This window comes from Flavitalea antarctica (genome assembly GCF_054461535.1).
Window position 1 is genome coordinate 29,892 of record NZ_JBTLQG010000020.1, and the last position, 26,763, is coordinate 56,654.

Here is a 26,763-nt window from a genome sequence, read left to right on the forward strand (position 1 = left end):
GTTACATATACCGGTCATCGCGCCAGGGGTATGCCGTATTCGAATATCCGTTTCTTTCCCAGAAACCCAACTTGTTATGTGTCAAAAATTCAATGCGGTTTATCCACTTAGATCCTTTCCACGCATAAAGTTGTGGCGTTATCATTCTCACGGGACCGCCGTGTTCTGTAGGTAAGGGTTTGCCTTCATAGGTGTGAACGAGCAGCACGTCTGGTTTCAAAGCCTCTTCCATTGATATGTTGGTAGTGTACTCATCATAGCCATAACACAGGATATGGGTGGCAGTTTCTTTCACCTGCGCGAGAGCGGCGAGGTCCAGCAAACGCACACCTTTCCAGTTCATATTCAGTTTTGACCACGTGGTCACACAGTGGAAATCGGACACGTCGTCTGTTTGAGGTAATGCCATAAAATCATCCCAGGTAAGAACCACAGGATTATCAACTGCACCATCCAGCTTAAGCCGCCATTCTGCTTGTGAGATCCTGGGTTGCGTTCCGAGATCAAGTACCGGCCATTTTTTTGTTTCCGTTTGTCCGACCGGGATTTCCGGCATACCGTGCCGGTTCGATTTTCCGGAGCCCATGGGCTTCAAATCCGATACTGATGGCGTTTCCTTTATTTTGTTTTCAAAACGTGCCTTCAGTTTCATCCTTGCTTCAATGATCCGTTGTAATTTTTGAGATTCCTCCATCGCTATTGAATTTTAACATGATCAATACCTCAATGAGAAACAATCATTGATGTGAAGCAAATATAGAATATGAAGGATAAATAACGAATCAGCAATTAATCGGGGGCCTCCGGATCACTTCGTGCCTGTTATGAAGAAATACAAAGGGCTTTCTTTTTGATAACCTGATGTGATTATCAGGCGGAACGATGTGTCGGTTGAGACTTATGACGAACAGTATAAGTATAGGTATTCCGCCGGCAAGCAGTGTGCCCAGCCAGATTGACAGAAATGTATTTAGCCGGGCATCGTCAGGGACTGACGTATTGTAGCGCACGGGAACCTTATCGCCCGGTTTGAAGCTCAGGTTCGCGCTGCTGTTAAACCAGGTTGTATCATTGTCATGTTCGAAGTAAAATACGGAATAGGTAGAACGGAGCATGTCCCCTGCATTACCCATTCCTTCAAAAGACATAACTCCTGTAGTGGTTTTGGTTTTCGAAATCCAGATAAGTTTGCTCACCACCAAAGGTGTAGCAACCAGGCACGCCAGTATCAGAAAGAACAATGAACGTCTTATGACCATTTGACCATGTTAACCCGGTGAAAGTAGTATTAACGTGACAAAGTTGTTACTGATTTTGTGAAAGGGGGAAAAACATCGTGAAAGTCATGTTAACATTCAAAAATTCCGGTTATCAGGGTAACTGAAGTTGTGGATTACGCCTATCAGGTAGCTGATGTCTTTGATCACGCTTATCAGGGTGACTAATCTTGTTGGCCACGATTATCAGGGTAACTGGTGCTGCTGAAAAAATTCCCAGAGAAGATCATTCGCGTTTATAACCCTCGAAGGCTCGTCACCCACAACACTTCCGGCTTTGCCTCCCGGCCAGGAATGTCCTCCATCTTTGGTAAGATAATAATTGATGCTCACCTGGTACTTGCAATCAAACCATTTGTAAAAGGTATAACCGGCATTATCAGCCAGCTTGCTGGCTTTTGTTCCACAGGCATTAATATCAGACCAGGCATTTAATACCGAATCAATCGGAGCAAAATATGCCTTTGACACCCCATCACCATATCCGCCTTTATACGGAACGTTGGAATCATTCACCGAATGCATATGGAGAACCGGTACCGGCCTGGATGCATTACAGGGTTTGGTAACGGACATACTTGAAGCGTTTGGTGCTATGGCTGCAATTTTCGCCGAAAGCTCACAGGCAAGACGATAAGACATGATGCCACCATTCGAATGACCCGTAGCATAGACCTTCTTTGGATTTATCCTGTAACCGGCAACGAGCCGATCGATGAGTTGACTGATAAATTTCACATCGTCAATGTTTTTTTCAACAGCATAATCGCAACAGGTACCTCCGTTCCAGGTTTGCGCTTTCAAAAGGCCGGTGCTTTTCACACCGTTTGGATATACCACTATAAAGTTCGAGTTGTTGGCTTTGTCGGTTAGACCCGTGGAATTTTCAAATTGTTCGGCTGTTCCTCCACCTCCATGCATGGCGATTACCAGCGAAAATTGATTTTTTGATTCATAATAAACCGGGGGAAGATTTAAGAGATAAGTCCTTTCAAGCCCGTCAACCGTGATGGTCCCGGAAAACCTGAACGCCTTTTCTGGTCCGGAATCGCCATTTTTATCGCAAGCCAGGCTTAATACAGTGATAGATAGAATCATTATGCGAAGAAATATCTTGATATTCATGTTTGGGCTTTTACGGTTATAAGGACTTCGGATGGATGTTTATGACTTACAGAACGTTAACGGGTTTAATATGGTATTCGATTTCTCTTGAAATCCGCATTCCTGTTCACAATCAACAACTTCCTAAATTAATTTTTTGGTAAACCCTATCTGTTTAATAGACTGATAACTTTTCTGTATTAACTTTGTCCCAGTTCTTAAAAAAGTTTTTCCGAAAAGCTCGGTTTTTCAGAAAGCACAGTTTTTCAGAAAGCACAGTTTTTCAGAAGAAAGAGAGTGTTTCATGTGTTTTCCTAAATGGTTCTATTAAAAATTTATTTACTCACTATAAATTGGTCCGGAGCCTGGCTAATCATTTTAGTATGACATTAAATTTCGTATCAGCTTTGTCGATACTTCTCTTATCCTTATTCGTGGAAACAAATGTTGATCGTACCCGCAATAAGGTGGAAGATTCAGATAAGGTGGAAGATCAATCTCCGGCTTCACTGAGCCTGCCCATTGACGGCAAATGGCGAGGCGAGTTTGAAATAAGGCCAGGACTGAAAGTTCCATTCATATTTGAATTTGCAAAAGGGAAGAACAATAAACCATCTGTTTATTTTCTGAATGGAGATGAAAAGTTCGAGGGTGGTACCGTAAAACAAGTAAATGATTCGGTAATTGTTTCACTTGATCAGTTCGATAATGAGTTGGCCTTAAAACTGGCAGGGGATAAATTATCTGGTGAGTTGAGAAAACAAAACAGCAAGATTCCCGGAACACCGCTGACTGCCACTAAAAACATCAACTACCGTTTTAAAGAAAGTTCCTCTTCTGTACCTGCGACGGATATCTCGGGAACCTATGATATTGTATTTAAAGCTGCAGACGGAACGGAGGAGAAAGCAGTTGGTCTTTTCACACAGGAAGGCAATACTTTAAAAGGTACTTTTCTGCGGATTACCGGTGATTCAAGATACCTGGAGGGAACAGTTGATGGAAACAGTTTCCAGCTTTCATCTTTTATCGGCTCTTCCCCATCTTATTATAAAGGCCAGGTGGGAAGTGACGGCAAGCTGACCGGTGAAACAATCGGCCTAAAAACCAGCCAGCTTTTTACAGGAATACCCAATGAAAACGCGGCGCTGCCAGATGCATCTACGCTTACCTTGATGAAGCAGGGATATAGTTCGCTGGATTTTTCTTTTCCCGATGCCGACGGAAATCTGGTGTCGCTGAAAGATGAAAGATTTCGGGGCAAAGTAGTGATTGTAACCATCGGTGGAACCTGGTGTCCTAACTGTATAGATGAAGCGAATTTTTTATCACCCTGGTATGAGAAAAATAAAAACAGGGGAATTGAGGTTGTCTCAATACACTACGAACGTCAGACTGACCCGGTATTTGTAAAGAAGGCACTGGAACGTTTCCGCGAGAAATTTGATATCGGTTATGTCCAGGTGTTTGGAGGCAAGGCAGATAAGCAGGCAGTTGCAGCCTCATTGCCCGCATTGAATACATTCCTCTCTTTCCCGACAATGATCCTGGTGGACCTTGAGGGAAAGGTAGCTAAGATCCATACCGGCTTTTCAGGGCCGGCGACAGGAAAATATTATGATGAGTTCGTTAAGGAGTTCAATCATGACATTGACGGATTGTTGAAAAAGTAATTGTAATCGATTATTTTCAGAGTGGTATATACCTCTGATGGCGTATATACCAGAACAAAAGCCGCGGACCCGCGGCTTTTGTTATTCCGATAATATTATTATTTTGGGATTATGAAAACTGAAAATCCCTATCCTGCAAAAAAACCACACAGGTCGCTTTTAACTGCAATTACATTTCTGCTTTTGGCAACATCTGTATATGCGCAGGATTTGTTCCCGTTGAAACGAAAGCCATATGTGTTAAAGGTTGAAGTAGACAAGAAAACTACTTATGAAGAAAGTCTCCCCGAACAAAATTACGTTTTGCCCGACCTCACCGTTCAGCTTTATCCCGGCGAAACCGTTTACATAGAAATTGAACAGGAGAATCGGGTTGTCAAAAATGTAAGGGCAGTAACTGAAAACAAGTTTCCCGAAAAGACCCTTATCATGAGTCTTTCCCAGGTTTCAAAAAAGAAAGTGCACCAGGCCATGATGCTTAAGATATATAACCCTTTCGGCTATGCGCTAAAGTACGATGCCAAAACTTATTTGCTTAATTACAAAAACTGGGTTAATGCCCGGGTTCTGCCCGTACAGCCTGGTCTTACTTCTTTCGAAACCTGGCCGGAAATCGTGATCTCTGCAGCCGTCGGCAATCTTTCATTTGAGTAGTGAGTAATGATCCACCCGCACACCTGCTTCATGACCCGAGTTATTTTCCAATCCTGTAAAGCCTGCCCTGGTCAGTAACAGCATAAAGTGCACCGTCCTTTCCCTGTGTTATGTCACGGAAGCGTTGAACGAGTTCAGGAAGCAATCTTTCTTCACCAACCACTTTGTTGTCTTTTATGATGAGCCTGGCCACGTGCTGGCCACTCAAACTGCTGATAAAAAGATTATTCTTCCACTCCGGCATGTTATCTCCTGTGTAGAAGGTCATACCACTTGGTGAAATCACGGGATCCCAGTAATAAACCGGCTGAACCATTCCATCCTTTTGCGTCAGGCCATCACCAACTTTTGAACCGCCATATTCAATTCCGTAAGTGATTGTTGGCCAGCCATAATTTTTACCCGGTTGAACCAGGTTGAGTTCGTCACCACCGCGGGGACCAAATTCATTTTCCCAAAGATCACCGGTTTGGGGGTTGATGGCAAGTCCCTGGACATTGCGATGTCCATACGAATACAGTTCAGGCCTTGCATCTGACTTGCCGGCGAACGGATTCCCCTGAGCAGGTTTGCCATCTTTTGTGATCCTGATTATTTTTCCTAGTGCAGAGTTAAGGTGCTGTGCCTGCGGACGGGATTCTCTGTCGGATCTTTCCCCTGTGCTGATGATAAGGTTACCCGTCTTATCAATCACGATCCTTCCTCCATAATGAAGATTGCTTTTGAACGCCGGGGTAGCCCGGTAAATTACTTTGACATCCTGGATCGATTTGTCATCTGCCGACAATTTGCCTTTGGCTACGGACGTGAGGTTTCCATCATCAGTTTTTTCAGAAAACAACCAATAGACCATACGATTAGTCCCAAACTCCGGATCAATCGCAAGTCCCAGTAATCCACCCTGACCGGCTGGGTTCACTTCCGGGATTCCGGTCACAGGTTCACTAACCTGTCCCTCAGGTGTAGCTATCCGCATCTGCCCGCGTTTTTCGGTGATCAGGAACCTTCCGTCGGGTAACATGGCAATGCCCCAGGGACTCTTCAGATCGGATGATAATAACTTTCCCTGGAAAGCAGTTTTGGTTTTCACTGCCGGGATGCGGGTCTGACCGGCAAAAGAAGGCTTGTAATCGCTGTTTGGCGATTTTGTTTCTACTGGGCCAAGAGTGTCCGCCGCCTGGTACGCGCTGGCGCTGCTAACAATCATACTCATTAAAAAGGCGGGCATTGCCCTGAACGCTTTGTACATTTTTTTGGATTTTTATTATTAGATGCTGAGCTAACCGGGGTTGCCGGAGCACAGACTTTGCATGCAATTGTTGAGCCTATAAATATAATGCTTGCTTAACTGGCAACCCGAACATTCGGGTAAAAGATATGTTTTATGGTTCCGCATGACTTTTGCTGATAAGTCTGAGACAAATTGCCAGCGGTTTTGGTTTATGCTTACTTTTACTTCTTATTCAAACGTATAAATTATTAATATGAATAGAATTTTTCCTCTAACAATCCTGGTGGCTGCAATTGTTTTTTCGGCCTGCGATGATAACAAATCTCCTGAAACAGCGGCAGCCACCGCTGATACTGCCAGCGCCGGCTCATCAGTCGAAACAAAAGAACCCAATACGAAATACAAGCCTGCTTTCGAGGGGCAAACCCGTATAGGAAGTGTGAAATCAACTACTTCATACGAGGGCAAGGCGATATCTTCAGACCTTAAAAATCCCTGGGGAATTACCGTGCTACCGGATGGTCGCCTGTTGATTACTGAAAAAGCGGGTACACTTCGAATCGCTACGACTGCCGGGCAGGTCAGTGCACCAATTACCGGTCTTCCCAAGGTTGATCCTGCAGGCCAGGGTGGCTTATTAGGAATCACGGTTGATCCGGCATTTGCGACAAACAGGATGGTTTATTGGGTATTTTCCGAACCATTGCCCGAAGGAAACCTTACTTCTGTGGCGAAAGGCAAATTATCCGCAGACGATAAAACGATCGGGGGTGCGACTGTGATTTACCGGGCAACGCCTGCCTATAAAGGCGATAAACACTACGGAGGAAGAATCCTTTTTGATAAATCAGGCAACCTCTTTGTGAGCACCGGTGAGCGTTCAGATATGGTTACCCGTCCCCAGTCACAGGATCTAAAATCAGGGCTTGGAAAAGTGGTGCGGATTACAACGGACGGCAAACCTGTTTCAGGCAATCCATTGGCAACTAACGCCAATGCCAGGCCGGAGATTTATTCATATGGACATCGCAATGTACAGGGTCTTGCATTTCACCCGCAGACCGGTGACCTTTGGGAAGTGGAATTTGGTCCACGCGGCGGTGATGAACTCAACCGGATAGAAGCCGGCAAAAATTATGGCTGGCCAATCATTACTTATGGCATCGAATATGGTGGCGATAAAATTGGGGATGCTATCACTCAGAAAGATGGTATGGAACAACCAGTATATTATTGGGATCCCGTTATTTCGCCAAGCGGAATTACGTTTTATTCTTCAGACAGCATACCTGAGTGGAAAAATAACCTGTTTATCAGCGCCCTCAGTGGTCAGCACATTGCGAGAATTGTGATTCAAAACAATAAAGTGACCGGCGAAGAACGACTGTTGGCAAGTGAAGGTCAGCGTTTTCGTGATGTTACCCAGGGCAACGACGGTGCTTTATATGCCGTTACCGATCAGGGTAAATTGTACAGAATAGGAAAGAAATAAACATAGAAAAAGAAATAAATCTTGAAGTGGATAGTGACTGATCACTATCCACTTTTTTTCTTCCGGCCAAGATATAATACGGTATTCAGGACGAGCCTGTTTTGAATGGAATTAGTGAACGTAAACGACAGCTCGTTGTTTGTCCCGTTTTCATAATCAATATCATTATGGCCCATGTTGAAATAAACCATGTTATATTTTTTATTGGTCCATACAACAGGATAATATCCGCTAACCCATATCTCATGTTTTTTTGGACCGGTGCCCAAAGGAAAACTGCTTGAATCTATAGAAAGCAGGATGTCGATATCCGGGTTTGTTCTCAGGTCGTATTGCCAGCGGTACCATTCGTTTGGTGAAGATTTAAATATTGCCGGCAGTCCCGCCATCGCCGGGTGGTTCTTCTTCTCAATCCTCAGAAAAGCGGAAGTCGGTCTCCATGTATTGCTTTTATATTCTCCCGCACCAAGAAATTCCCGGTGATACCAGTTCCAGTTCTGCGGAAAGTCAGACGAGGTCAACGCAAACCCGGCAAAATGAAATCCCATCCAGGCACCTCCTGTCTTCATGTATTGCTCAAAAGCCCTCCGCTGATCGTTATCTTCGGGACGGGTATCCAGGAATATAACCAACTGATACTTGCTGAGCGTTGCCAGGTTCATGTTGTTCCAGGCAGATGTAGTATCATATGAGAAGTTGTTTTTTGCAGCAACATCTGCAAACCAGCGATTGGCTTCCTTAACAAAACTGATATGTGCTTTATCGTTACGGCATGTAAAAAACGCAATGGCTTTGAAGGACTTCTCCGGCCCGGGCCACTTATCCGTGAAAGCCGGGTTCGCTGATACGAAATTGGAAAACAAAAGACCGAGTGAAAAAGCTTTCCTGAGAAGATAAAGACGGGCAGGCATCGGAAGATTTATTTACAGGTTAAAAATAGGGTTTTAATTTTTTTTCAACCTGTTTGTGTTAAGCGTTGAAACAAGCCAGAACTTAGTACCTATGAACGCTTCATTTCCGCTGAAAAATTTGACTGTATTCTTTTTTACAACGTTGGTAATTCTTACTGATGCGAATGCCCGGTCTGAACAGGCAGGCCTTGGCATAAAAACAAAGATGGATAAAGGCTCTGCAAAGAGAGCGTTAAGACCAAAGAAGGTGTTGTTTGTTATAGTCGATGGGATTCCCGCGGATGTTATTGAGAAGGTTGAAACACCCGGGCTTGATACTATAGCGAAATACGGAAATAATTTAAGGGCAACTGTAGGGGGTAAGAAAGACAGTTATTCTGAAACACCGACTATCTCTGCTGTTGGATATAATAGTCTGCTAACGGGTACCTGGGTAAATAAACACAATGTCTGGGACAATGACATTGCGAATCCTGATTATCATTATCCGACTATTTTCAGGTTATTGAAAGATCAGTATCCTCAAAAAAAGACCGGGATATTTTCTACCTGGGAAGACAACCGGACAAAACTTGTAGGGGATGGCCTTCACATGACAGGTGGATTGAAAGTCGATTTCGTGTTTGATGGCCTGGAAAAGGATACGATAACCTATCCGCATGATGCTGAAAAAAAATACATTCACCTGATTGATGAAGAGGTAGTGAGAACTGCTGCTGAAACAATAGTAAAACATGGACCTGATCTTTCATGGGTTTATCTCGAATATACCGATGATATGGGCCATAAGTTTGGGGACGGTCCGCAGTTTTATAATGCCGTTGAAATAATGGATAAGCAGGTAGCGAAACTTTGGTCATCTGTCAAAGCAAGATCTGAGGCAAATAACGAAGACTGGCAAATATATATCACGACTGATCATGGCAGAGATTCGATAAATGGAAAAGGACATGGCGGTCAATCTGAAAGGGAAAGATCAACCTGGATCGTCACGAATGCGCCTGATGTAAACCCTTATTTTGTGAAACACCGACCCGCTATCGTTGACATTATGCCATCAATAGCGCGCTTCATGAACATTTCTATACCGCGCGCGCGGTTGATGGAAATAGATGGCACGTCGCTTACGGGGCGGCTGTCTGGCGTAAATGCATCGGCGGTTTCAGATAAGAATAAAATCATGGTCAGGTGGCAGGTTTTGGATACATCCGGAACAGCTAAGATCTGGCTGGCCACGAATAACAAACACCGGCTGGGGATCCCTGACAAATATGTGCTTGTTGCGACGGTGCCGGTAGCGGCAGAACAGGCTTCGATTGATATTACGCGATTCAAATCCCGGTTCTATAAAATTGTCATCGAGATGAAGGAAAATATGTTGAATTGCTGGGCCGGCGATGATCTTAAGGTGCAGGTGCAAAAATACAAGTAATCAATACTCCACCCGGTTGTCACTACCGCTTTCCAAAACGTGACAATGATTGTAACAGAACCGGACACATCGTAAGTCTGCAATCGTTGCGAAGCCTGATTTTCAATGTGCTGGCAACATGGCACCCCTCTTGGAGGTGTTTACCTGACCCATACAGGAAGTAAAATGTTTCTCAACCAATCAATTTAGTCCAGTGATACAAAGCTATTTCAAAATCGCCTTTCGGAGTTTATGGCGAAACCGGGCATTTTCCCTGATCAATATATTTGGCCTGGCCACCGGTCTGGCTACCTGTATAATTATCATGCTGTTCGTAAAGCACGAACTCAGCTACGACACTTATAGTAAAAAAGCAGATAGAACGGTCCGTGTGGTTTTCCGGGGAAAGGTACAGGGCCAGGAAATGCGCGAAGCCAATGTGTTTCCCCCGGTCGCAAAAACTATGTTGAAAGATTACCCTGAAGTCGAAGAGGCTACAAGGCTAAGAGTAGGCGGTGCCCCGGTAGTCGTGACAGGGAACAAAACGTTCAATGAGAGAAACATTGCGATGGCTGATCCTAACTTTTTTACTTTATTTACGATACCCCTTTTATTGGGCGATGTAAAGACAGCCCTTATAGAACCTAACAGCCTGGTGATCACTAAGGAAGTGGCAGCTAAGTACTTTGGGAACGCTAATCCCATTGGAAAGATGCTCACCTTCAAAAACTTTGGTAAAGATTTCCGGGTAACCGGCCTGATCGATAAAATACCGGAAGCTTCACATTTTCACTTTGATATGTTTGCTTCATTAACTGATGTCACTGATGCAGCTTCTAATTCCTGGATGACCTCGAATTATTATACCTATCTCGTGCTTAAACCAGGTTACGATTACCGCAAACTACAGGCGAAGTTACCGGCAGCGGTTGAGAAATATATGGGACCTCAGCTTAACCAGGCTCTCGGGGTTAGTCTGAAGGAATTCAGGGCCGCCGGAAATGATATTGGTTTATTCTTACAGCCTCTCCGGGATATCCATCTTCATTCAGATCTTACAAACGACCTGGAACCCGGGGGCAATATCAGCTACGTATATATCTTTAGTGCGATTGCGTTGTTTATGCTCGTGATTGCATGTATTAATTTTATGAACCTCTCAACTGCGAGTGCAGGAAAAAGGGCGAGAGAAGTGGGTATAAGGAAAGTAATGGGTTCATTGAAATCGCAGTTGATCTGGCAGTTTCTCATAGAATCCCTGATCATTACCACTATAGCCATCTTCATCTCACTGGTATTTGTTGAATTCGCATTGCCATTATTCAATAAACTGTCAGGGAAAGAGCTGCAGCTATCGATCGCTATCTCTTCCTGGTTTGTCCCGGCGCTTTGTATAACGGGTATCATTACCGCATTTTTTGCGGGAACATATCCTGCGTTTATCTTATCCTCATTTAACCCCGTTAAGGTACTCAAGGGTAAAATTCAGCCATCAAGGGGTAACGTGAGTTTACGCAGCGGTCTTGTGGTATTCCAGTTTGCTATATCAATTGTATTGATGGTGAGCACGGCAGTAATATATAGTCAGCTTGCATATATCCAGAATAAGAAACTTGGGTATAATAAAGAGCAGGTAGTTCTGATACCGGGCGCGCAGGAACTGGGGGCAAAACAGGATTACCTGAAGGACATTCTTCGTCGCGACCCACGCGTTGCAGCTTTCAGCAGTTCGGGGTATCTTCCTGCGGGACCAAGCTACGGTAATAATTTTTTTGTATTTGAAAAGAACTCGGCTGATCAGATCAAAACACTTCGCTATGATGTAGATGAAAATTACGTTCCAACATTAGGTATGGAAATGAAGGAAGGCAGAAATTTTGCTGGCGATTTTGGAACAGATTCAAGTGCAATAATAGTCAACGAAACGGCAGCCCAAGCACTTGGATGGAACGGCAATGCGATCGGTAAAAGACTTACGCATTCGGATAACAATGGTATGGCAAGAAACTATGATGTAGTCGGAGTGGTGAAAGACTTTCATTTTAAATCTTTGCATGAAAAGATATCTCCTCTGGTTATGACCTATAGCAGGAATTCAGGGCAATTGATAGTAAGAGTTAAAACAACAGACATTGCGGGAGTGATCAGGGAGATAGAAGCCGGCTGGAAGTCATTGAAAATGGACCGGCCATTCGAGTATTCATTCCTTGATGAACAATTTTATAATACCTACAAGTCCGAGCAGAATACGGGTCAGATACTAGGTATTTTTGCGGGTCTTACGATTTTCGTAGCATGTCTTGGTTTGTTCGGCCTGGCCACATTCACCATAAGACAAAGAAACAAAGAGATTGGTATCCGGAAGGTTTTAGGCGCCAGCGTTTCAGGCATCGTGGTGTTGCTGTCAAAGGATTTCTTAAAGCTTATCTTAATTGCTTTCCTTATTGCCGCTCCTGTCGCCTGGTTTGTGATGAACAAATGGCTGCAGAACTTCGAATACCGGATAGGGGTTGCCTGGTGGGTATTCGGTATAGCAGGTTTGTCAGCGATGCTCATTACCTTATTTACGGTCGGCTTCCGGGGACTTAAAGCGGCCATGATGAATCCTTCCATTGTATTACGCAATGAATAATAGCGAATCTAAATACGGGTTGGCCGGGACGGAAAAAGCCTTCAGAATACTTATTTTCGATAATAGTAATTCTTTAGTAACGTAACCGCACCGTAAACTGGTTTATGATTCTGCCGATTTTATCTTATGGACATGACATACTGAAAAATCCTTGTGAACCGGTTGCAACTAACCGGCCAGATCTTTATCCACTTATTGACAATATGTGGGAGACAATGTATAATGCCAAAGGTTGCGGACTCGCCGCTCCGCAGGTTAATCACCCTTTGCAGCTGTTCATTGTAGACAGTAAATCGGCATTTGAGTCGTTGAAACCAGCCGAACGGGAGTTTTATTTTGGCAAAGAGGACAGAGGTATTGTCTCCACATTTATTAATGCCAACATCGTCCACCGGTCAGCCGAAACATGGGAAGAACTTGAAGGATGTCTCAGTGTTCCTAACATTGCAAGGCCTGTAACCAGGTCAATGAGCATAACCATCGAATACTCAGACCAGGAATTTGTAAGGCACCTAAAAACCTTTACAGGCACCACTGCAAGGATCGTTCAACATGAGTATGATCACACACAAGGAAAACTGTTTTTAGATTATCTCAAACCAGTTTCCAGGAAGATGTTGAGACCGAAGCTCCGTAAGATTTCAACGGGTCTGCTGCCTGCCAGATATTTAATGACATATACTCAGTAAAGTCGTCAGCGTTGAAACTTAACTCTAAGTGCTTTTAAGCCGGTAACTCCCTGCAAATCCTGCACTTCGAGTTCTTCGATTGACTCCTGGATCATACCTGAAAGCTGCAGCTCGTTGAGATAGGACCGGTATTGTTTTGCTTCCTCTTCATCAGCAAAAACGATTGCAAGGCTGCCCGGTTCGGTAAGGCGGTTCCGTGTTCCTTTCAGATAGGCTTTGTCTATACGCTTTTTTATGATCTCATATCTTGCGTTGTAGCTTCCGTCAACATCAAAACGTTTTTCGTCCATCCTGAACCGGATAGCAAGCGGCTGGGTATATAACAGGATGAGCGTTGTTACCTCGAGCCTGATGGGAAGGTAATCACGCATCAGAAAATGTGCTTTTTCCATTTCACAAAGCGTCCGCAGTTGCCACAGCCTTAGCTTGTCAAGTTTCCGGGAGGAGAGATTTTTTCCGGGTGCAATGGAATCTCCTATATAAAGACTATGATCTAAGCCGTCTGTTTTGAATCTTTCAAAATAATGGGGAAATATCTGTTGGGCTTCGACCTGTCTGTCGTCAATGATAGCAGCCATTTTCTCATTGATGCTTTTCACCGAACTGTCGAACAATCTCCGGTGATAGTGATAATCGCCAACCTGTTTATCGATGTGGTAGAAATAATCTATTATGTCGTTTGTTAACGGATGGTCGGTAATCCGATCCAGCAATCCATGCACATCGCTCCCGAGATAATGCGTGATGAGTTGTTCCGTTCCGGCATGAACAGGGAAAGCAAGCTGGCTGATAAAATTACCAATATGCGAAATAACAGTAGAATAATCAGTAGTCTTGAAATCACCGGTATCACCATCCTGCGGGGCTTCATCACTGTTCACAACGCCAGTTGCTCCTGAACGAGCCACACTTGCAATATCATTCACCAGGCGGTATACATCGGTAAGTTGCCTGAGCAGATCTTTACGGGTGGCTTCATTCCGTGCATCAGAAGAACCTTTGATATCAATTTGCCCGTATAATGGAAATACATTTTCGAAAACTATTTCAGGTAAACCAGAAGGATCACTAAGCAGATCATTATTGATCGCTTCGCGGGCTGCATCCCGGAACCGCCAGTAAACACTTGGATGAAGAGATGTATAATTTCTCTGGATCACAGCCTGCACCCGGTTTTGAAACTGTGACACCATGCTTTCGATAGTATCTGTAAGAAAAGGCATAATAACGTCAAGCTTAAACGCGTTGATGCTATTCAGTTCTTTTTCTTTTGAGGAAACAACTTCCAGCACGGCAAATATTTTCCTGTTTTTAACTATAGGTGCGAAAACAGCGCTTCTGATGCCCTGGCTGATCAGCCGTTTTACGAGAACGCTGTCCGGGTATTGACTTTGAAAAGCAGCACTATCCGATATCGCAAAGTATTTTTTATTCTCTATAAGTTCATGAAAGGAAAGATCACATAAGACACCTTTTGCCGGTTCTTTTACCGATTGATTTAATAGAAAACTTTTTATTTTAAAACCCATGCCTTCACCCTGGAAAACGCCCTGGCTCTCATCAAAAAGCGTGAGGCCCGTGCGGATCCGGGGATTCTTGAATATAGATCTGAAAATTGTTTCAACACTTTCCTGTAGGTCCTGCGGTTGAAGGGTAAGTAACTTTTCCTTAAATAACGAAACTGCATTTTCGATGGTAACGTCCACCAGGGTCATGATGGCAAAGCCTTTCAGAATATAACTACCCGCCGGAAATTTTCGTTTCCATAAATCAATGTCGTCATAGCTGTCCATCAGTTGGTCGATGTCTTCCCTGGAAATATGAACTGAGCGGGGAGTGGGGGAAATTTCCAGGAAATCACCGTTATAAAGTATCCGGTAATGTTTGATGACACCATTTGCCATTGGGATGTCATAGAACAAAGGCTTTGAAAAGTCGAGGTTGGTACCGTAAAGTTGATTGAGGATGAGGCAGCAGCTTAAAACATAAAACTGGTGATCGTCAAAATCACGGATCCGGAAGTCAAAATGCTCCCCGGCATCTGCAAGGATATTTTCGAATCTTTTTGTGTGGTTGAAGATTATGCCTGTATAGGGTAAGGTAACCGCTTTTATTTCATTTAATGTGAGGGCTGGTGGAAAATAATCTATTAACAAACGGCGAAGACGATCAAGATGATCGCTGATCTGGGAATAATCTGTTATCCCGGTTAAGAGGGCCGGTGCGTTTTTTAATTGCTGTAAGTCTTCAAGCAGCTGGGTCCTGTTGTTTGTCAACGGGTCATCCAATGCCCGTTCAAGGCGGTCGATGAGTTGGCCAAAAGAAAACTGGATCAGGAAAGGCGACTCCTGAAATGCCGGAAAAAGCATCGCGAATTTTTTTAAAGTTAAGCAAAAAGTTAACTGTCAATTAATATCAGGCTAATTTACAGGTAACATTGCCTTCGCAACTTTACATATTATTTGTTAGTGCGGTAATGGCTAACGACAGGCAGTAACCGAAGCCTGGAAAATAAAAACCAACGGATGAAAGTAAAAAAACGTAAGGTTGATGTTATAGTTATCTCCGATGTTCATCTTGGCACCTACGGCTGCCGCGCAAAAGAATTACTTCATTATCTTAAGAGTATAAATCCGGGTATCATTGTGCTGAATGGTGATATCATCGATATCTGGCAGTTCAGCAAACGATACTGGCCAAAGAGCCACATGAAGGTTGTTAAACATCTGATGAATTGGATAACCAAGGGCAAAAAGACATATTACATTACCGGCAATCACGATGAGATGCTGCGGAAATTCGAAGGATTGAAAATGGGGTCCTTCAGCATTGTGAATAAACTGGTGCTTGAACTGGAAGACAACAAAAGAGCCTGGATATTTCATGGTGATGTGTTTGATGTAACAATGCAACATTCTAAATGGCTCGCTAAACTTGGTGCCATTGGTTACGACACGCTGATCCTGATCAATAGCGTTGTGAATTTCATATCCGAAAGGGTATTTAGAAAAGGGAAGATCTCCCTATCAAAAAGAATTAAGAACAGCGTTAAATCAGCGGTAAAGTTTATTAACCAGTTTGAACAGACAAGTGCAGACATCGGCATCAGCCAACAATACGATTACGTGATTTGTGGTCATATCCACCAACCCGGGATCAGGGAAATGACAAATGCCAATGGTTCAATTTTATACCTGAATTCAGGAGATTGGATCGAAAACCTTACTGCTCTTGAATACCATAAAGGGGAATGGAGTATTTATAAATTTGCCGAGCGCGGTTTGCTCGACATGGTACTGAATAATGAGGAGGAAGAGACGGAATTATCGAACACCCAGTTGTTTTCCAATTTGCTTACAGAATTCAGGATGATAAAAAAATGAAAATATTATATGCAATACAGGGAACCGGTAATGGACATGTTGCCAGGGCAACGGAAATAGTTCCCCTGCTCAAAAAAAGGGGCGAGGTGGATGTGCTGATAAGCGGCAACCAGTCTGATCTCGGGCTCCCGTTCCAGGTTAAATACAAGATGGGAGGCCTTGGTTTTATTTTTGGCAAAAAAGGTGGGATCGATTTACTTGCTACCTATAAAAAAAGCCATCTCAGGCAGTTACTGAAAGAAGTAAATAAATTGCCAGTAGAAGATTATGATCTTATCATCAGCGATTTTGAACCTGTGTCTTCCTGGGCCTGCTATCTCAAAAACAGGACCTGCGTGGGACTTAGTCACCAGGTTGCCGTAATGAATAAAAAAGCACCACGTCCTGAAAAGACAGATGCGATCGGGAAGGCAATCATGAAATCATATGCACCGGTTACAGTGAGTTATGGATTTCATTTTCAATGTTACGATGAAAACATGTTTACACCGGTGATTCGCAGTGAAGTCAGGAAACTTACTCCAGGGAACCTTGGTCATTACACTGTTTATCTGCCAGCCTATAGCGACAAAAGAATAATCATTGAACTATCGAAATTTGAAGGCGTTAAATGGGAGATCTTCTCCAAACACTTTACCCACACCATCTCATCTGAACATATAAAGCTGATGCCAGTGAGCAGTGATGCCTTTTTAAAAAGCATGGCGTCCTCGCGGGGAGTGCTATGTGGCGCAGGTTTTGAAACACCCGCTGAAGCATTGTTTCTACAGAAAAAGTTATTGGTTATTCCGATGAAAAATCAATATGAGCAACAGTGCAATGCGGCAGCTCTTGAAGCGATGGGAGTGCCGGTAATAAAAAGTCTGAAAGAAAAACATTTGCATGTTATCAGTGAATGGATAAAGTCTGGCTCAACGGTCCCTGTTGAGTACCCGGATCAAACAGCGGATCTTCTCGACCGCATAATTGATAAGCATGCTGTGCATGCCACCACGCTTTCTTTGTCTCCGCTTGAACCTGAAACACTAACGGTAAAAAAGCTGAAGGGATTGACCATCAAAAAAATTTTATTAAAACTTTCTAATTAGATGGCTTTTTCGAAGGCTGATTTCGGCGATAATTTCGCCTGGGGCATTTCATCTGCTGCATTCCAGATTGAAGGTGCATGGAACCAGGGAGGCAAGGGTGTTTCCATCTGGGACGAATTTTCACATAAAAAAGGTAAGATACGGAACGGGGATACAGCTGATATCAGCTGCGATTTCTACCATAAATTTCCGCAGGACCTTACGCTGATGCGTTCGATGAATATCCAGCACTTTCGCTTCTCTCTTTCATGGAGCCGGATCTTTCCTGCAGGAACGGGGAATATCAGTAAACCAGGTGTTGACTATTATAATCATCTCATTGATTTTTGCCTCGAACTTGGGATCGAACCATGGGTAACATTGTATCATTGGGATCTTCCAATGGAATTGCAATGTAAGGGCGGATGGTCAAACCGTGAAGTGATTCACTGGTTCGAAAACTACGTGGCTTTTTGTGTCAGAACATTTGGTGACAGGGTGAAGAAGTGGATAATCCTGAATGAACCAATGGTATTCACCGGTGCAGGATACTTTCTTGGGATACATGCTCCTGGCAAAACCAACCTGGATGGATTTTTAAGCGCAGTGCATCATGCCGCCTTATGCCAGGCTTTGGCTGGTGCAGTGTTAAGATCATCACGATCTGATATCAGGATTGGAACCACCTTCTCCTGTTCCCTGGTTCAACCTGCTTCGGGGTCGCCCGCAGACGCGATGGCAGCATCCCGCATGGATACATTGTTTAACAGGGTATTTATAGAACCACTGTTGGGTGAAGGCTATCCCCTGAAGGATCTGAAGATATTGCAACGGCTGGAACCGCATATAAAAGATGGGGATGAACAAAGGCTGAAGTTCGATATGGATTTTATAGGTCTGCAAAATTATACAAGGGAGATTGTGGCCCACTCATGGCTGGTACCTTATATGCAGGCAAAGATTATTAAGGCTGATGAACGGAAGGTCGAAAAAACAACCATGAACTGGGAAGTATATCCACCCTCCATATATGCAATGATTAAACAATTTGGCTCCTATAAAAATATTCCACCAATTATTGTAACAGAGAATGGCGCTGCTTTTACGGACGTTGTCCGTGATGGCGTGATAGATGATGCAGAAAGAAAAAAATATCTGCAACGTTATATTGCAGAGGTATTAAAAGCAAAAACAGAAGGTGTAAGGGTCGACGGTTATTTCATCTGGACCTTTACCGATAACTTTGAATGGGCGGAAGGATATGAACAGCGCTTTGGAATCGTGCATATCGACTTCCCCACTCAAAAAAGAACGATCAAATCATCCGGATTATGGTATAAAAAATTTCTTTCGGGACTGCCTGTTGATTTAAATAATGGGGAAGAAGTAAAAAATACGGAGGAAAACATTTCCGACGATATATTTGCCCTTTAGGCGATGCCATTACACCCAAAAATTATTGCATATGAAAAGTTCCTTCAAACTGATTGTTGAAAATGCCTCAAACCTGTCCTGCAGTTTTCAGAAAATTATCTTCCGTAAAATGGCAATGCTGGCGTTTTGTTGCCTGTTTATGTTTGCCACCCAGGCCCAGCTCCTGAAAGTGGCCACTTTCAATGTGAGATATGATAACAAAAGAGACACAGGGAATCTCTGGGTTGACCGGGCACCGGTGGTTTCTGCCCTAATAAGATTTCATGACTTCGATATTTTCGGTACCCAGGAAGCGTTGAAAAATCAGCTTGATGACATTAGCCAGGCTTTGCCGGAGTATACCCGCTATGGACTTGGCAGGGATGATGGAAAAGACAAGGGAGAGCACTCAGCAATATATTTTAAGTCGGGTGAATTCAAACTCTTGAAAAGCGGTGATTTCTGGTTGTCAGAAACCCCCGATAAACCATCACTGGGATGGGATGCGACCTGTTGCAACAGGATATCCTCCTGGGTGCAACTGCAGCATAAAAAATCAGGTAAAAAATTTTATGTGTTCAATGCACATTTCGACCACCAGGGTGTTAAGGCAAGAAAAGAAAGTGCCATCCTCATACTTAAAAAAATAAAAGAGATTGCCGCGGGACAACCTGTGATCTTTACCGGGGACCTGAATGGTTCTCAGACCAGCGAGTGGTATCTTACACTTGCTAATTCTGATATGCTGACAGATTCTTACAAAGGCGTTAAATATCCCTATGCTAACAACGCTTCTTTTAATTCGTTCGGCAGGGCAAGAAAAGGATATGAAATCATTGATCATATCTTCATATCCAAGCATTTTGCCCCAAGCAAATGGGGAATACTTACAGATACATACCATGGCAAGTTTCCATCAGATCATTTTCCTGTTGTCGCATACCTGACCCTGAAATAAAAATCTATTATTACCCCATAATTACAAACTGGCCTGATATTTTTGCCAATACGCCGGATGCTCCAAAGGCTACCGGCGTATTATTTTTTAGAAACAATTTCAAAAATGAGGCAAAAAAGAATTTCGTGGATATTACCATTGTTGATAACAGGCATTTTGCTTGCCCGGGAACACCGGGTGAATGCGCAGTTTAACGATAGCATAACCCGACACATTGCTTATACCTCTACAGGTGTGATCAACAAAACGAATGATGGCGATTCATACGTGTTAAACAATAATCTCCGCTTTGGTATCAGGCGAAAGGACGTTTCTTTAAATGCTGCAGCAAGCTGGATCTACGGAGAACAAAATGACCGGCGGACCAATAACGATTTTACAAACGCGCTTGACTTCAATCTTTTTAAAACATTTAAGAACTTCTATTACTGGGGCCTGCTGACTTATGAAAAAAGTTTTTCGCTTAAGATCAATGATCGTGTACAGGCGGGGCTTGGTGTTGCTTACAACATTGCCGACAAAAAACAGCTTTACATAAACGTCAGTGAAGGTGTGCTTTACGAGAAAAGTGATGTATTCCTGAATGATACCACGAGGGAAAAAAACACTATCCTGAGAAATTCATTCAGGTTCCGGTATCGGTGGGTCATTAAAGAAATGATTACCCTTGATGGAACCCATTTAATTCAGAATGCATTTTCTGACGGCGACGATTACATCATCAAATCAGTTAATGGCTTAAGCTTCCGTTTATATAAATGGCTGAATTTTACGACCGCTCTTACTTTTAACAAGGTCGGAAAAACGGATCGCCAGAATTTGCTGGTAACATTTGGTTTGACAGCCGAAAAGTATTTTTAATATTTCCCCCTCACTATTAAACGATTACAGATGACAATCAAAACAATCTCAATTTCATTTTGCTAAATAATTTAGTATTTGGTACTTTTATATTGATAGCCTGATTAACTTTTTGATAAACGCCGCAAACACATGGAAACCAGTGAAATGACGATAGCTTTGTTCAGCAATAAAGTGCATGCAGGATTTCCATCACCTGCAATGGATTATATGGAAGAGCGGATCGATCTGAACAAAGAATTCATCCGGCATCCGCTCGCGACATTTATTGTTGAATGTACCGGCGACTCTATGATCAATGCTTTCATCCCACCAAAGGCAAAACTTATTGTCGACCGGTCCATAACGCCAAAAAGCGGCGACATAGTGCTGGCTGTGATCAACGGAGAATTTACGGTTAAGTTTCTTAAGAAAAATGACTATAACTGTTTTCTTGTTCCTGCAAACAGCAAATACAAAGAGATAAAGGTACTTCCGGAAATGAATATGGAAGTATGGGGTGTTGTCACAAGTATTATCACTGATACCAGGGATGTAAAAAGATGTATGCTTTAGTAGATTGTAATAATTTTTATTGCTCATGTGAGCGGTTGTTTGATCCGAAGCTGGCGGGGGAGGCGATTGTCGTGTTGTCAAACAATGATGGCTGCGCTATTGCCAGGAGTGACGAAGCTAAAGCCCTGGGTATTGATATGGGTACCCCGGCGTTTATGATCCAGCATTTGGTTGATAAGCGTAAGGTAAAGGTGTTTAGCTCCAATTATACCTTATATGGCGATATGTCGGATCGGGTTATGAAAACGCTGGGTGGATTTGTTCCGTCAATGGAGATCTATTCCATCGATGAAGCGTTCCTGGATATGCACGACCTGCAATATTCGGATTTATTGAACCTTGGCGTTGAGATACGGCGGACTGTAAAACGCAATATAGGGATACCGGTAACGGTTGGTATTGCAGCAACCAAAACATTAGCTAAGATGGCTAACAGGTTCGCCAAAAAGCAGCGGAAGGACCAGGGTGTTTTTTGGGCGGCTAATGACGAGCTTGTCAGGGAAATGCTTCAGAAGACTTCCGTCGAGGAGGTGTGGGGCATTGGTCATCAGCATGCATTGCAATTAAAAAAGCGGGGAGTATATACTGCATACGAATTTTCAAAGATGCCCGAGGAATGGGTTCGTGTGAATATGTCGGTGGTTGGCCAGCGGCTGCTTAACGAGGTGCGTGGAATTCCTGCTATCCAATGGGAGCTTGAGACGCCGGCAAAAAAGAATATCTGTACTTCAAGGTCTTTTGGTTACCTGCTTAAAGATATTGAACTGATAGGTGAAGCCATTTGTAATCATGCTGCAACCTGCGCTGCGAAGTTAAGACAACAAAAATCCTGCTGTTCCACTGTTCATGTGTTTATACAGACAAATCTGCATAAGATAAATGATCCCCAGTATTCGCGGTCTGTTAACATCGAACTTGAAAAAGCCTCGAACGATACCAGTGTAATACTCAAGGCTGCTACCCGCGGCCTTAAACTTATTTTTAAAGAAGGTTTCAGGTACATGAAATGTGGTGTTATTGTTTCGGACCTGGTACCTGAGGAAAGTATACAACAAAGCATGTTTGATCATGCTGACCCTGCGAAATCAAAATTGGTTATGAATGCCCTGGATTCCATCAACAAAAGTCTTGGAAAAGAAATTGTCAGGTTTGCGGTGCAGGGTTATGAAAAAAAATTCAGATTGAAAGCGGCCCATCTTTCAAAAAAATATACGACAAACATTGATCAGCTGGTAAAGGTTAACAACTGATGTTACAACCGTTCGAAAAGTTTAAGAGCAGTTACATCGACAGGTTAATGGACCTGAACAAGGTTTACCTGGTAACGCAGACCTATACCCGGGTGGGATCTGCCAGCCCGGGAGAAGAAAAGATCGGGTTACTGTTGTCCGACTATGACGACCTTGGCCTCGCTAAGATTCACTATAAGGCGGTAATCAATGACCGTTTCGGCTCAATCATTCATTTGTCCAAACCTGCTCATCGCCAAAAGCTGGCGGACATGACAGGGCCCGGCTCCCGCTATGAAGTTTTTTGGGCGGTAGTAAAAAGCAAAATCCAGCTTGAGCAGCAGGTGAATAAGAAATACAAGGACCGGATGCGTGAATACATCACAAAAAACACCACCTGGCGCCTTGAAAGAGATAGCGGAATCAGGCCTTCTGTTCAGCTGATATTCGGTGAACTTTTTATTGTAATCAAACACGGAAAGCAAGTTGTAAGAGTTAAATTTGAAGAACTTGAAAAATGACCGGTTATGTGTTATGATATCTCGTTTACCGTGAACATTAAAGAATTGGGTGATTACTTTCCAGACCTGATTTATGATACGCAGATCTCTATAAATTTTGATGCAACAGTGCATATCATGGCTCATGGATATGGCGAACACCCGATTATCTACCGGGACAGGAGTGATCTGTTGACACATTGCCGGCTGATGGAATGGGGGTGTATACCCTTTTATGTAAGAGAGGAAAAATCATTTCTTTCACAGAGAAATACAATGCTTAATGCACGAAGCGAACGAATACTTGAGGACAACAAAAGTTATTGGTTTAAGATCAGGAACCGGCGTTGCCTGATTCCGGTATCCGGAATTTATGAACACCGGGAAATTCCGGGATGGAAAAAAAAGGTGCCATATTTTATTCAGCTGCAGCAGCAGCCCGTATTTTTTCTTCCCGGTTTGTATTCAGTTGCTGAATTGCCTGATCTTGAAACAGGTGAGATGGTTAAACGGTATACCTATACGCTGATAACACGCAATGCAAACAGCGTGATGATGAAGATTCACAATGGTGGTGATAATAAGTTTCGCATGCCTCTTTTCCTAACGTTAGACATGGCAAAAGAATGGCTCAGCGAGGATCTTAGTGCCGGGCGATACAAATCGATTCTTGATTTTGAAATGCCATCTGAGGAGTTGAAGTATCATGCGGTTTTTACTATCAGGGGCAGAAGCCCGAGACCGGATAATAAAATGAAACATGAAATATGGGAATGGGAAAACCTTCCTGAATTATAATCCCCTGTCGGTTTATTATTGTCATCAACACCTGGTAATCTCTCCTTATGATCACCGGTGATAACGTTACTCCTCCCGGTTTACGGGATGTTGCCTGGACATTTTATACTTAATTTTTTCGTTCTTTATTTTTTTTATTTCATATCGAACTATCGTACATTAGAATACAAGAAAGACTCCACTATCCTTCCTTTATTTACCTTTTTCTATAAACCGCAAAAGCTTATCTATGACCAAATCTCTACTCAACTACGCATGTAGTTTAGGCATGCTATTGTGTGCCATCACCCCAACATTCTCGCAGGTACCCGGCAATCCCAGCCTGGAAAAAGTAAACCGGCCGAAGTTTCTTCCTGATAAAGCCGGTTCAAAATTAAGTCCTGAATTAAGAACATTGGTATCAAAAGCAAAGTCAGGTGACGTAACGATTCTTGCGAAACCTGTCCCGGGAAAAATCCCAGCTGGAATTGAAAGCCTTCTCCAGATTTATGATGGTAAGGTTGTGATTGATGCCACTGTAGACGGAGATCAGACCGAAGCAAAACTTCAGCTTCAAAAAGCCGGTGCCCGGATCACCGGATCCTTTGGCAGGGTTATTTCGGCATTGATTCCAATTGAGTCATTACCCCAATTGGAAAAATCATCACAACTCCGTTTTATCAAACCTTCTTATAAGCCCAGGCATCAGCATCAACCGGTGGCAAGCCGTGTGGCAACTCAACAACATTTATTTCAATCTGCTCCCACTCAAACGGTGTACAGCCAGGGGGACACTGCACAGGGATCCGATATAGCCAGGAAAAAATACAAGGCTGATGGAAAGGGTGTTAAGGTTGGAATTCTCTCAGATTCTTATAACAACCTTGGAGGGGCCGAAATGGGTGTGCTGAACGGTGAACTTCCTGGTGCAAAGAATCCCTACAACTATAAAAAGCAAGTGAAGGTTTTGGTGGACCTTGATTCGGGTGGTATAGATGAGGGTAGGGCAATGGCCGAAATCGTTCATGATGTAGCACCGGGCGCTGAAATCGCCTTTAATACTGCTTTCCTCGGCCAGGCTGCTTTTGCTCAGGGAATTGTGGAACTCGCAAAAATTGGCTGCCAGGTTATCACTGATGATATCTACTACTCCGATGAGCCATATTTCCAGGATGGTATTATAGCCCAGGCGATCGACAGGGTTGTAAAAAACGGCGCGACATACTTTACGGCTGCTGGCAATTCGTCTACAAGGTCCTATGAAATGAATTATAAGCCCAGCGTTTATGAACCGTTAGGACCAGGCTGGGGCACCGCCCATAATTTTGCCGCCCCAGGGGCTCAGCCGATCTATTATCAACCGGTTTATGTGCCGCTGGGAGGAGTATTTACTATCGGCCTGCAATGGGATGATCCCTTCTTTTCCGCTGGAGGAATGGGAGCCGAATCGGATGTTGACCTGTTTATCTTTAATCAGGCAGGTGATATAATCGCCTGGTCATTCCAGGACAACCTTGCCAGCGGTGACCCGTTAGAGTTCACAGGATTCTATAACAACAGCACCAGTAATACTTTTTATATCAGTATTGTCAAATATTCGGGACCCAATCCATCCCGTTTGAAATATATCATGTATGACCAGGGATCATTTTATTCCAACGTTCCGATCCCGGGCCAGTTTGCGCCATCGATTGTGGGTCATTCCAATAGTGCAGGAGCAATTTCAACTGCAGCCAGCTGGTATAAGGCAACACCTGCATATGGAGTGGACGTTCCCCTGGTTGAAGGATTTTCTTCGCTTGGCGGAACAATGATTTATTTTGATAAGGAAGGCATCCGTATCCCTGCGATCCAACGTAAGAAACCAGACATTACAGCGCCGGATGGAGGTAATACTTCCTTTTTTTACAGTGATGATACCGGTGATCCTGATGTCTTTCCGAATTTCTATGGCACATCCGCCGCTGCACCACACGCTGCCGCTGCCGCTGCCCTGATGATCGATGCCCAAAAGCTAAACACTTTGACCCCTGCACAGATCCGCGGCATTATGGCATCCAGAACTTACGATATGGATAACCGTTATACTCCGGGTTTCGATAAAGGTTTCGATTTTAATACTGGCACAGGTCTGCTGAGAGCGGAACTATCAGTGGGAGAAGTTAAGTTCCCGAATCTGTACATTAAAAATCTTGAGCTCGTAGCGCTTTGTTCTGACGATCCCGGAAAGACGAGGAATTGGAAAATAATTAATCCTAATCCCTTCGAAGTAAAAGTACATTGGTTCCTTACCGGCTTCGGGCAGGATAATAAGACAACGGTTCAACCGGGCGACACATACTTCAGCACCCAGACAGCCTATTACCGGAACAGGCCTGTACCAAATATCGTGATACTGGATTGGGAAGACAACTTTGGATTCACCCGGTTTGACCTGGCTTCTGCCACAACCAACGAATGTAAAAATGATGTTGCAGTCACTGGTGTGCTCTCAGCAGGAGATCATGCAGCAATTGTAAAAGAAAAACCCGTGAAACCGGAGATTGCCGATGTGTTTCCAAATCCGAGCCGCTCACAATTTAAATTATATTTATCCCTCAATAATCCCGGTAAAGCTGATTTAACCTTATATAGTGAAAGCGGCAAAATGCTCTATCGCAATAACGTCCAGGGAAGCGGGATCTATGATATTGATGCCAGCACTTATACGCCTGGTTTATATCTGCTGAAAATAAAACAAGGTTCGTTCACCAAAACGCTCAAACTCATCAAACAATGATGCACGCATAAGTAGTCATTGCCGATCTTAAATTTCCAATGGCAAAAACAAAACAGCGAAGGCGGTGGTGATCACTGCCTTCGACTGTTAATTGCAGGTGATCCTGCATCTTGTACCCGATGTTTGGATTCAAAATTTAGTAGATCTACCTATAGCCACGAACCGCC

At 43.5% G+C, this 26,763-nt stretch carries 22 protein-coding genes; 16 read left to right on the forward strand and 6 right to left on the reverse strand.

From position 1 onward, the window contains the following. Window position 1 precedes the first annotated feature (1 nt). From ACX0G7_RS17075 to ACX0G7_RS17085, 3 genes are all read right to left on the reverse strand, one after another. A complete protein-coding gene (locus ACX0G7_RS17075) occupies window positions 2-694 on the reverse strand; it encodes a sulfite oxidase-like oxidoreductase (protein WP_458924722.1) in 693 nt (230 codons plus the stop codon). A gap of 88 nt (window positions 695-782) precedes the next feature. Further along, complete coding sequence (locus tag ACX0G7_RS17080) at window positions 783-1,259, reverse strand: DUF3592 domain-containing protein (protein ID WP_458924723.1); 477 nt, start codon at window positions 1,257-1,259, stop codon at window positions 783-785. Window positions 1,260-1,463: 204 nt separating this feature from the next. Beyond that, window positions 1,464-2,402 (reverse strand): CE1 family esterase, encoded by a 939-nt coding sequence (locus ACX0G7_RS17085; protein WP_458924724.1) that lies wholly within the window; start codon window positions 2,400-2,402, stop codon window positions 1,464-1,466. Window positions 2,403-2,764: 362 nt separating this feature from the next. On the opposite strand from ACX0G7_RS17085, the gene ACX0G7_RS17090 reads away from it, so the two are divergent. After that, window positions 2,765-4,054, forward strand: coding sequence for a peroxiredoxin family protein (locus ACX0G7_RS17090; protein WP_458924725.1), 1,290 nt, complete (start codon window positions 2,765-2,767; stop codon window positions 4,052-4,054). A gap of 111 nt (window positions 4,055-4,165) precedes the next feature. Next, entirely contained in the window at window positions 4,166-4,708 is a 543-nt protein-coding gene (locus ACX0G7_RS17095; RefSeq protein WP_458924726.1) for a hypothetical protein, read from the forward strand. 40 nt (window positions 4,709-4,748) lie between these two features. On the opposite strand, the gene ACX0G7_RS17100 is transcribed toward ACX0G7_RS17095, so the two are convergent. Further along, complete coding sequence (locus tag ACX0G7_RS17100) at window positions 4,749-5,957, reverse strand: PQQ-dependent sugar dehydrogenase (RefSeq protein ID WP_458924727.1); 1,209 nt, start codon at window positions 5,955-5,957, stop codon at window positions 4,749-4,751. A 235-nt stretch (window positions 5,958-6,192) separates the two neighbouring features. On the opposite strand from ACX0G7_RS17100, the gene ACX0G7_RS17105 reads away from it, so the two are divergent. Further along, window positions 6,193-7,431, forward strand: coding sequence for a PQQ-dependent sugar dehydrogenase (locus ACX0G7_RS17105; protein ID WP_458924728.1), 1,239 nt, complete (start codon window positions 6,193-6,195; stop codon window positions 7,429-7,431). A gap of 44 nt (window positions 7,432-7,475) precedes the next feature. On the opposite strand, the gene ACX0G7_RS17110 is transcribed toward ACX0G7_RS17105, so the two are convergent. Next, window positions 7,476-8,342, reverse strand: a complete 867-nt coding sequence (locus ACX0G7_RS17110) for a ThuA domain-containing protein (RefSeq protein WP_458924729.1) — start codon at window positions 8,340-8,342, stop codon at window positions 7,476-7,478. A gap of 91 nt (window positions 8,343-8,433) precedes the next feature. Here ACX0G7_RS17110 and ACX0G7_RS17115 point away from each other — a divergent pair, with 91 nt between their 5' ends. The 3 genes from ACX0G7_RS17115 to def all read left to right on the forward strand — a co-directional run bounded on the left by ACX0G7_RS17115 (window position 8,434) and on the right by def (window position 13,074). Further along, window positions 8,434-9,774, forward strand: a complete 1,341-nt coding sequence (locus ACX0G7_RS17115) for an alkaline phosphatase family protein (protein WP_458924730.1) — start codon at window positions 8,434-8,436, stop codon at window positions 9,772-9,774. Window positions 9,775-9,967: 193 nt separating this feature from the next. After that, window positions 9,968-12,385 carry an ABC transporter permease gene (locus tag ACX0G7_RS17120; RefSeq protein WP_458924731.1) on the forward strand — a complete coding sequence of 806 codons (2,418 nt, stop codon included), beginning with the start codon at window positions 9,968-9,970 and terminating at the stop codon, window positions 12,383-12,385. Window positions 12,386-12,489: 104 nt separating this feature from the next. Then, window positions 12,490-13,074 (forward strand): peptide deformylase, encoded by a 585-nt coding sequence (gene def / locus ACX0G7_RS17125; RefSeq protein ID WP_458924732.1) that lies wholly within the window; start codon window positions 12,490-12,492, stop codon window positions 13,072-13,074. Between the two features lie 5 nt (window positions 13,075-13,079). Here the strand turns inward: def and ACX0G7_RS17130 are convergent, their stop codons facing one another. After that, window positions 13,080-15,443, reverse strand: a complete 2,364-nt coding sequence (locus ACX0G7_RS17130; protein WP_458924733.1) for a GAF domain-containing protein — start codon at window positions 15,441-15,443, stop codon at window positions 13,080-13,082. Between the two features lie 156 nt (window positions 15,444-15,599). On the opposite strand from ACX0G7_RS17130, the gene ACX0G7_RS17135 reads away from it, so the two are divergent. From ACX0G7_RS17135 to ACX0G7_RS17180, 10 genes are all read left to right on the forward strand, one after another. Then, window positions 15,600-16,457, forward strand: a complete 858-nt coding sequence (locus ACX0G7_RS17135) for a UDP-2,3-diacylglucosamine diphosphatase (RefSeq protein ID WP_458924734.1) — start codon at window positions 15,600-15,602, stop codon at window positions 16,455-16,457. Then, the gene (locus ACX0G7_RS17140; RefSeq protein ID WP_458924735.1) at window positions 16,454-17,545 is read left to right on the forward strand and encodes a glycosyltransferase family protein; all 1,092 of its coding nucleotides are present in this window, start codon (window positions 16,454-16,456) and stop codon (window positions 17,543-17,545) included. The genes ACX0G7_RS17135 and ACX0G7_RS17140 overlap by 4 nt, the downstream gene beginning before the upstream one ends. Beyond that, window positions 17,546-18,958 carry a GH1 family beta-glucosidase gene (locus tag ACX0G7_RS17145; protein ID WP_458924736.1) on the forward strand — a complete coding sequence of 471 codons (1,413 nt, stop codon included), beginning with the start codon at window positions 17,546-17,548 and terminating at the stop codon, window positions 18,956-18,958. It abuts the gene before it with no gap. A 31-nt stretch (window positions 18,959-18,989) separates the two neighbouring features. Continuing rightward, on the forward strand, window positions 18,990-19,895 hold the full coding sequence (locus ACX0G7_RS17150) for an endonuclease/exonuclease/phosphatase family protein (RefSeq protein WP_458924737.1): 906 nt from the start codon (window positions 18,990-18,992) through the stop codon (window positions 19,893-19,895). A gap of 105 nt (window positions 19,896-20,000) precedes the next feature. Further along, a complete protein-coding gene (locus ACX0G7_RS17155) occupies window positions 20,001-20,756 on the forward strand; it encodes a DUF481 domain-containing protein (protein ID WP_458924738.1) in 756 nt (251 codons plus the stop codon). 132 nt (window positions 20,757-20,888) lie between these two features. Beyond that, window positions 20,889-21,311, forward strand: a complete 423-nt coding sequence (locus ACX0G7_RS17160; RefSeq protein WP_458924739.1) for a LexA family protein — start codon at window positions 20,889-20,891, stop codon at window positions 21,309-21,311. Then, window positions 21,299-22,561, forward strand: coding sequence for a Y-family DNA polymerase (locus tag ACX0G7_RS17165; RefSeq protein WP_458924740.1), 1,263 nt, complete (start codon window positions 21,299-21,301; stop codon window positions 22,559-22,561). Before ACX0G7_RS17160 ends, ACX0G7_RS17165 begins: the two co-directional genes overlap by 13 nt. After that, on the forward strand, window positions 22,561-23,061 hold the full coding sequence (locus tag ACX0G7_RS17170) for a hypothetical protein (protein WP_458924741.1): 501 nt from the start codon (window positions 22,561-22,563) through the stop codon (window positions 23,059-23,061). Before ACX0G7_RS17165 ends, ACX0G7_RS17170 begins: the two co-directional genes overlap by 1 nt. Window positions 23,062-23,067: 6 nt before the next feature. After that, window positions 23,068-23,838 (forward strand): SOS response-associated peptidase, encoded by a 771-nt coding sequence (locus ACX0G7_RS17175; RefSeq protein WP_458924742.1) that lies wholly within the window; start codon window positions 23,068-23,070, stop codon window positions 23,836-23,838. A gap of 229 nt (window positions 23,839-24,067) precedes the next feature. Then, complete coding sequence (locus tag ACX0G7_RS17180) at window positions 24,068-26,596, forward strand: T9SS type A sorting domain-containing protein (protein WP_458924743.1); 2,529 nt, start codon at window positions 24,068-24,070, stop codon at window positions 26,594-26,596. Window positions 26,597-26,763 lie beyond the last annotated feature (167 nt).

Excerpts from the sequence above, each read along its gene's own strand:
- ACX0G7_RS17075 (WP_458924722.1), bottom strand. The coding sequence starts at position 694 with ATGGAGGAATCTCAAAAATTACAACGGATCATTGAAGCAAGGATGAAA.
- ACX0G7_RS17080 (WP_458924723.1), bottom strand. The coding sequence starts at position 1,259 with ATGGTCATAAGACGTTCATTGTTCTTTCTGATACTGGCGTGCCTGGTT.
- ACX0G7_RS17085 (WP_458924724.1), bottom strand. The coding sequence starts at position 2,402 with ATGAATATCAAGATATTTCTTCGCATAATGATTCTATCTATCACTGTA.
- ACX0G7_RS17090 (WP_458924725.1), top strand. The coding sequence starts at position 2,765 with ATGACATTAAATTTCGTATCAGCTTTGTCGATACTTCTCTTATCCTTA.
- ACX0G7_RS17095 (WP_458924726.1), top strand. The coding sequence starts at position 4,166 with ATGAAAACTGAAAATCCCTATCCTGCAAAAAAACCACACAGGTCGCTT.
- ACX0G7_RS17100 (WP_458924727.1), bottom strand. The coding sequence starts at position 5,957 with ATGTACAAAGCGTTCAGGGCAATGCCCGCCTTTTTAATGAGTATGATT.
- ACX0G7_RS17105 (WP_458924728.1), top strand. The coding sequence starts at position 6,193 with ATGAATAGAATTTTTCCTCTAACAATCCTGGTGGCTGCAATTGTTTTT.
- ACX0G7_RS17110 (WP_458924729.1), bottom strand. The coding sequence starts at position 8,342 with ATGCCTGCCCGTCTTTATCTTCTCAGGAAAGCTTTTTCACTCGGTCTT.
- ACX0G7_RS17115 (WP_458924730.1), top strand. The coding sequence starts at position 8,434 with ATGAACGCTTCATTTCCGCTGAAAAATTTGACTGTATTCTTTTTTACA.
- def (WP_458924732.1), top strand. The coding sequence starts at position 12,490 with ATGATTCTGCCGATTTTATCTTATGGACATGACATACTGAAAAATCCT.
- ACX0G7_RS17130 (WP_458924733.1), bottom strand. The coding sequence starts at position 15,443 with ATGCTTTTTCCGGCATTTCAGGAGTCGCCTTTCCTGATCCAGTTTTCT.
- ACX0G7_RS17135 (WP_458924734.1), top strand. The coding sequence starts at position 15,600 with ATGAAAGTAAAAAAACGTAAGGTTGATGTTATAGTTATCTCCGATGTT.
- ACX0G7_RS17140 (WP_458924735.1), top strand. The coding sequence starts at position 16,454 with ATGAAAATATTATATGCAATACAGGGAACCGGTAATGGACATGTTGCC.
- ACX0G7_RS17145 (WP_458924736.1), top strand. The coding sequence starts at position 17,546 with ATGGCTTTTTCGAAGGCTGATTTCGGCGATAATTTCGCCTGGGGCATT.
- ACX0G7_RS17150 (WP_458924737.1), top strand. The coding sequence starts at position 18,990 with ATGAAAAGTTCCTTCAAACTGATTGTTGAAAATGCCTCAAACCTGTCC.
- ACX0G7_RS17155 (WP_458924738.1), top strand. The coding sequence starts at position 20,001 with ATGAGGCAAAAAAGAATTTCGTGGATATTACCATTGTTGATAACAGGC.
- ACX0G7_RS17160 (WP_458924739.1), top strand. The coding sequence starts at position 20,889 with ATGGAAACCAGTGAAATGACGATAGCTTTGTTCAGCAATAAAGTGCAT.
- ACX0G7_RS17165 (WP_458924740.1), top strand. The coding sequence starts at position 21,299 with ATGTATGCTTTAGTAGATTGTAATAATTTTTATTGCTCATGTGAGCGG.
- ACX0G7_RS17170 (WP_458924741.1), top strand. The coding sequence starts at position 22,561 with ATGTTACAACCGTTCGAAAAGTTTAAGAGCAGTTACATCGACAGGTTA.
- ACX0G7_RS17175 (WP_458924742.1), top strand. The coding sequence starts at position 23,068 with ATGTGTTATGATATCTCGTTTACCGTGAACATTAAAGAATTGGGTGAT.
- ACX0G7_RS17180 (WP_458924743.1), top strand. The coding sequence starts at position 24,068 with ATGACCAAATCTCTACTCAACTACGCATGTAGTTTAGGCATGCTATTG.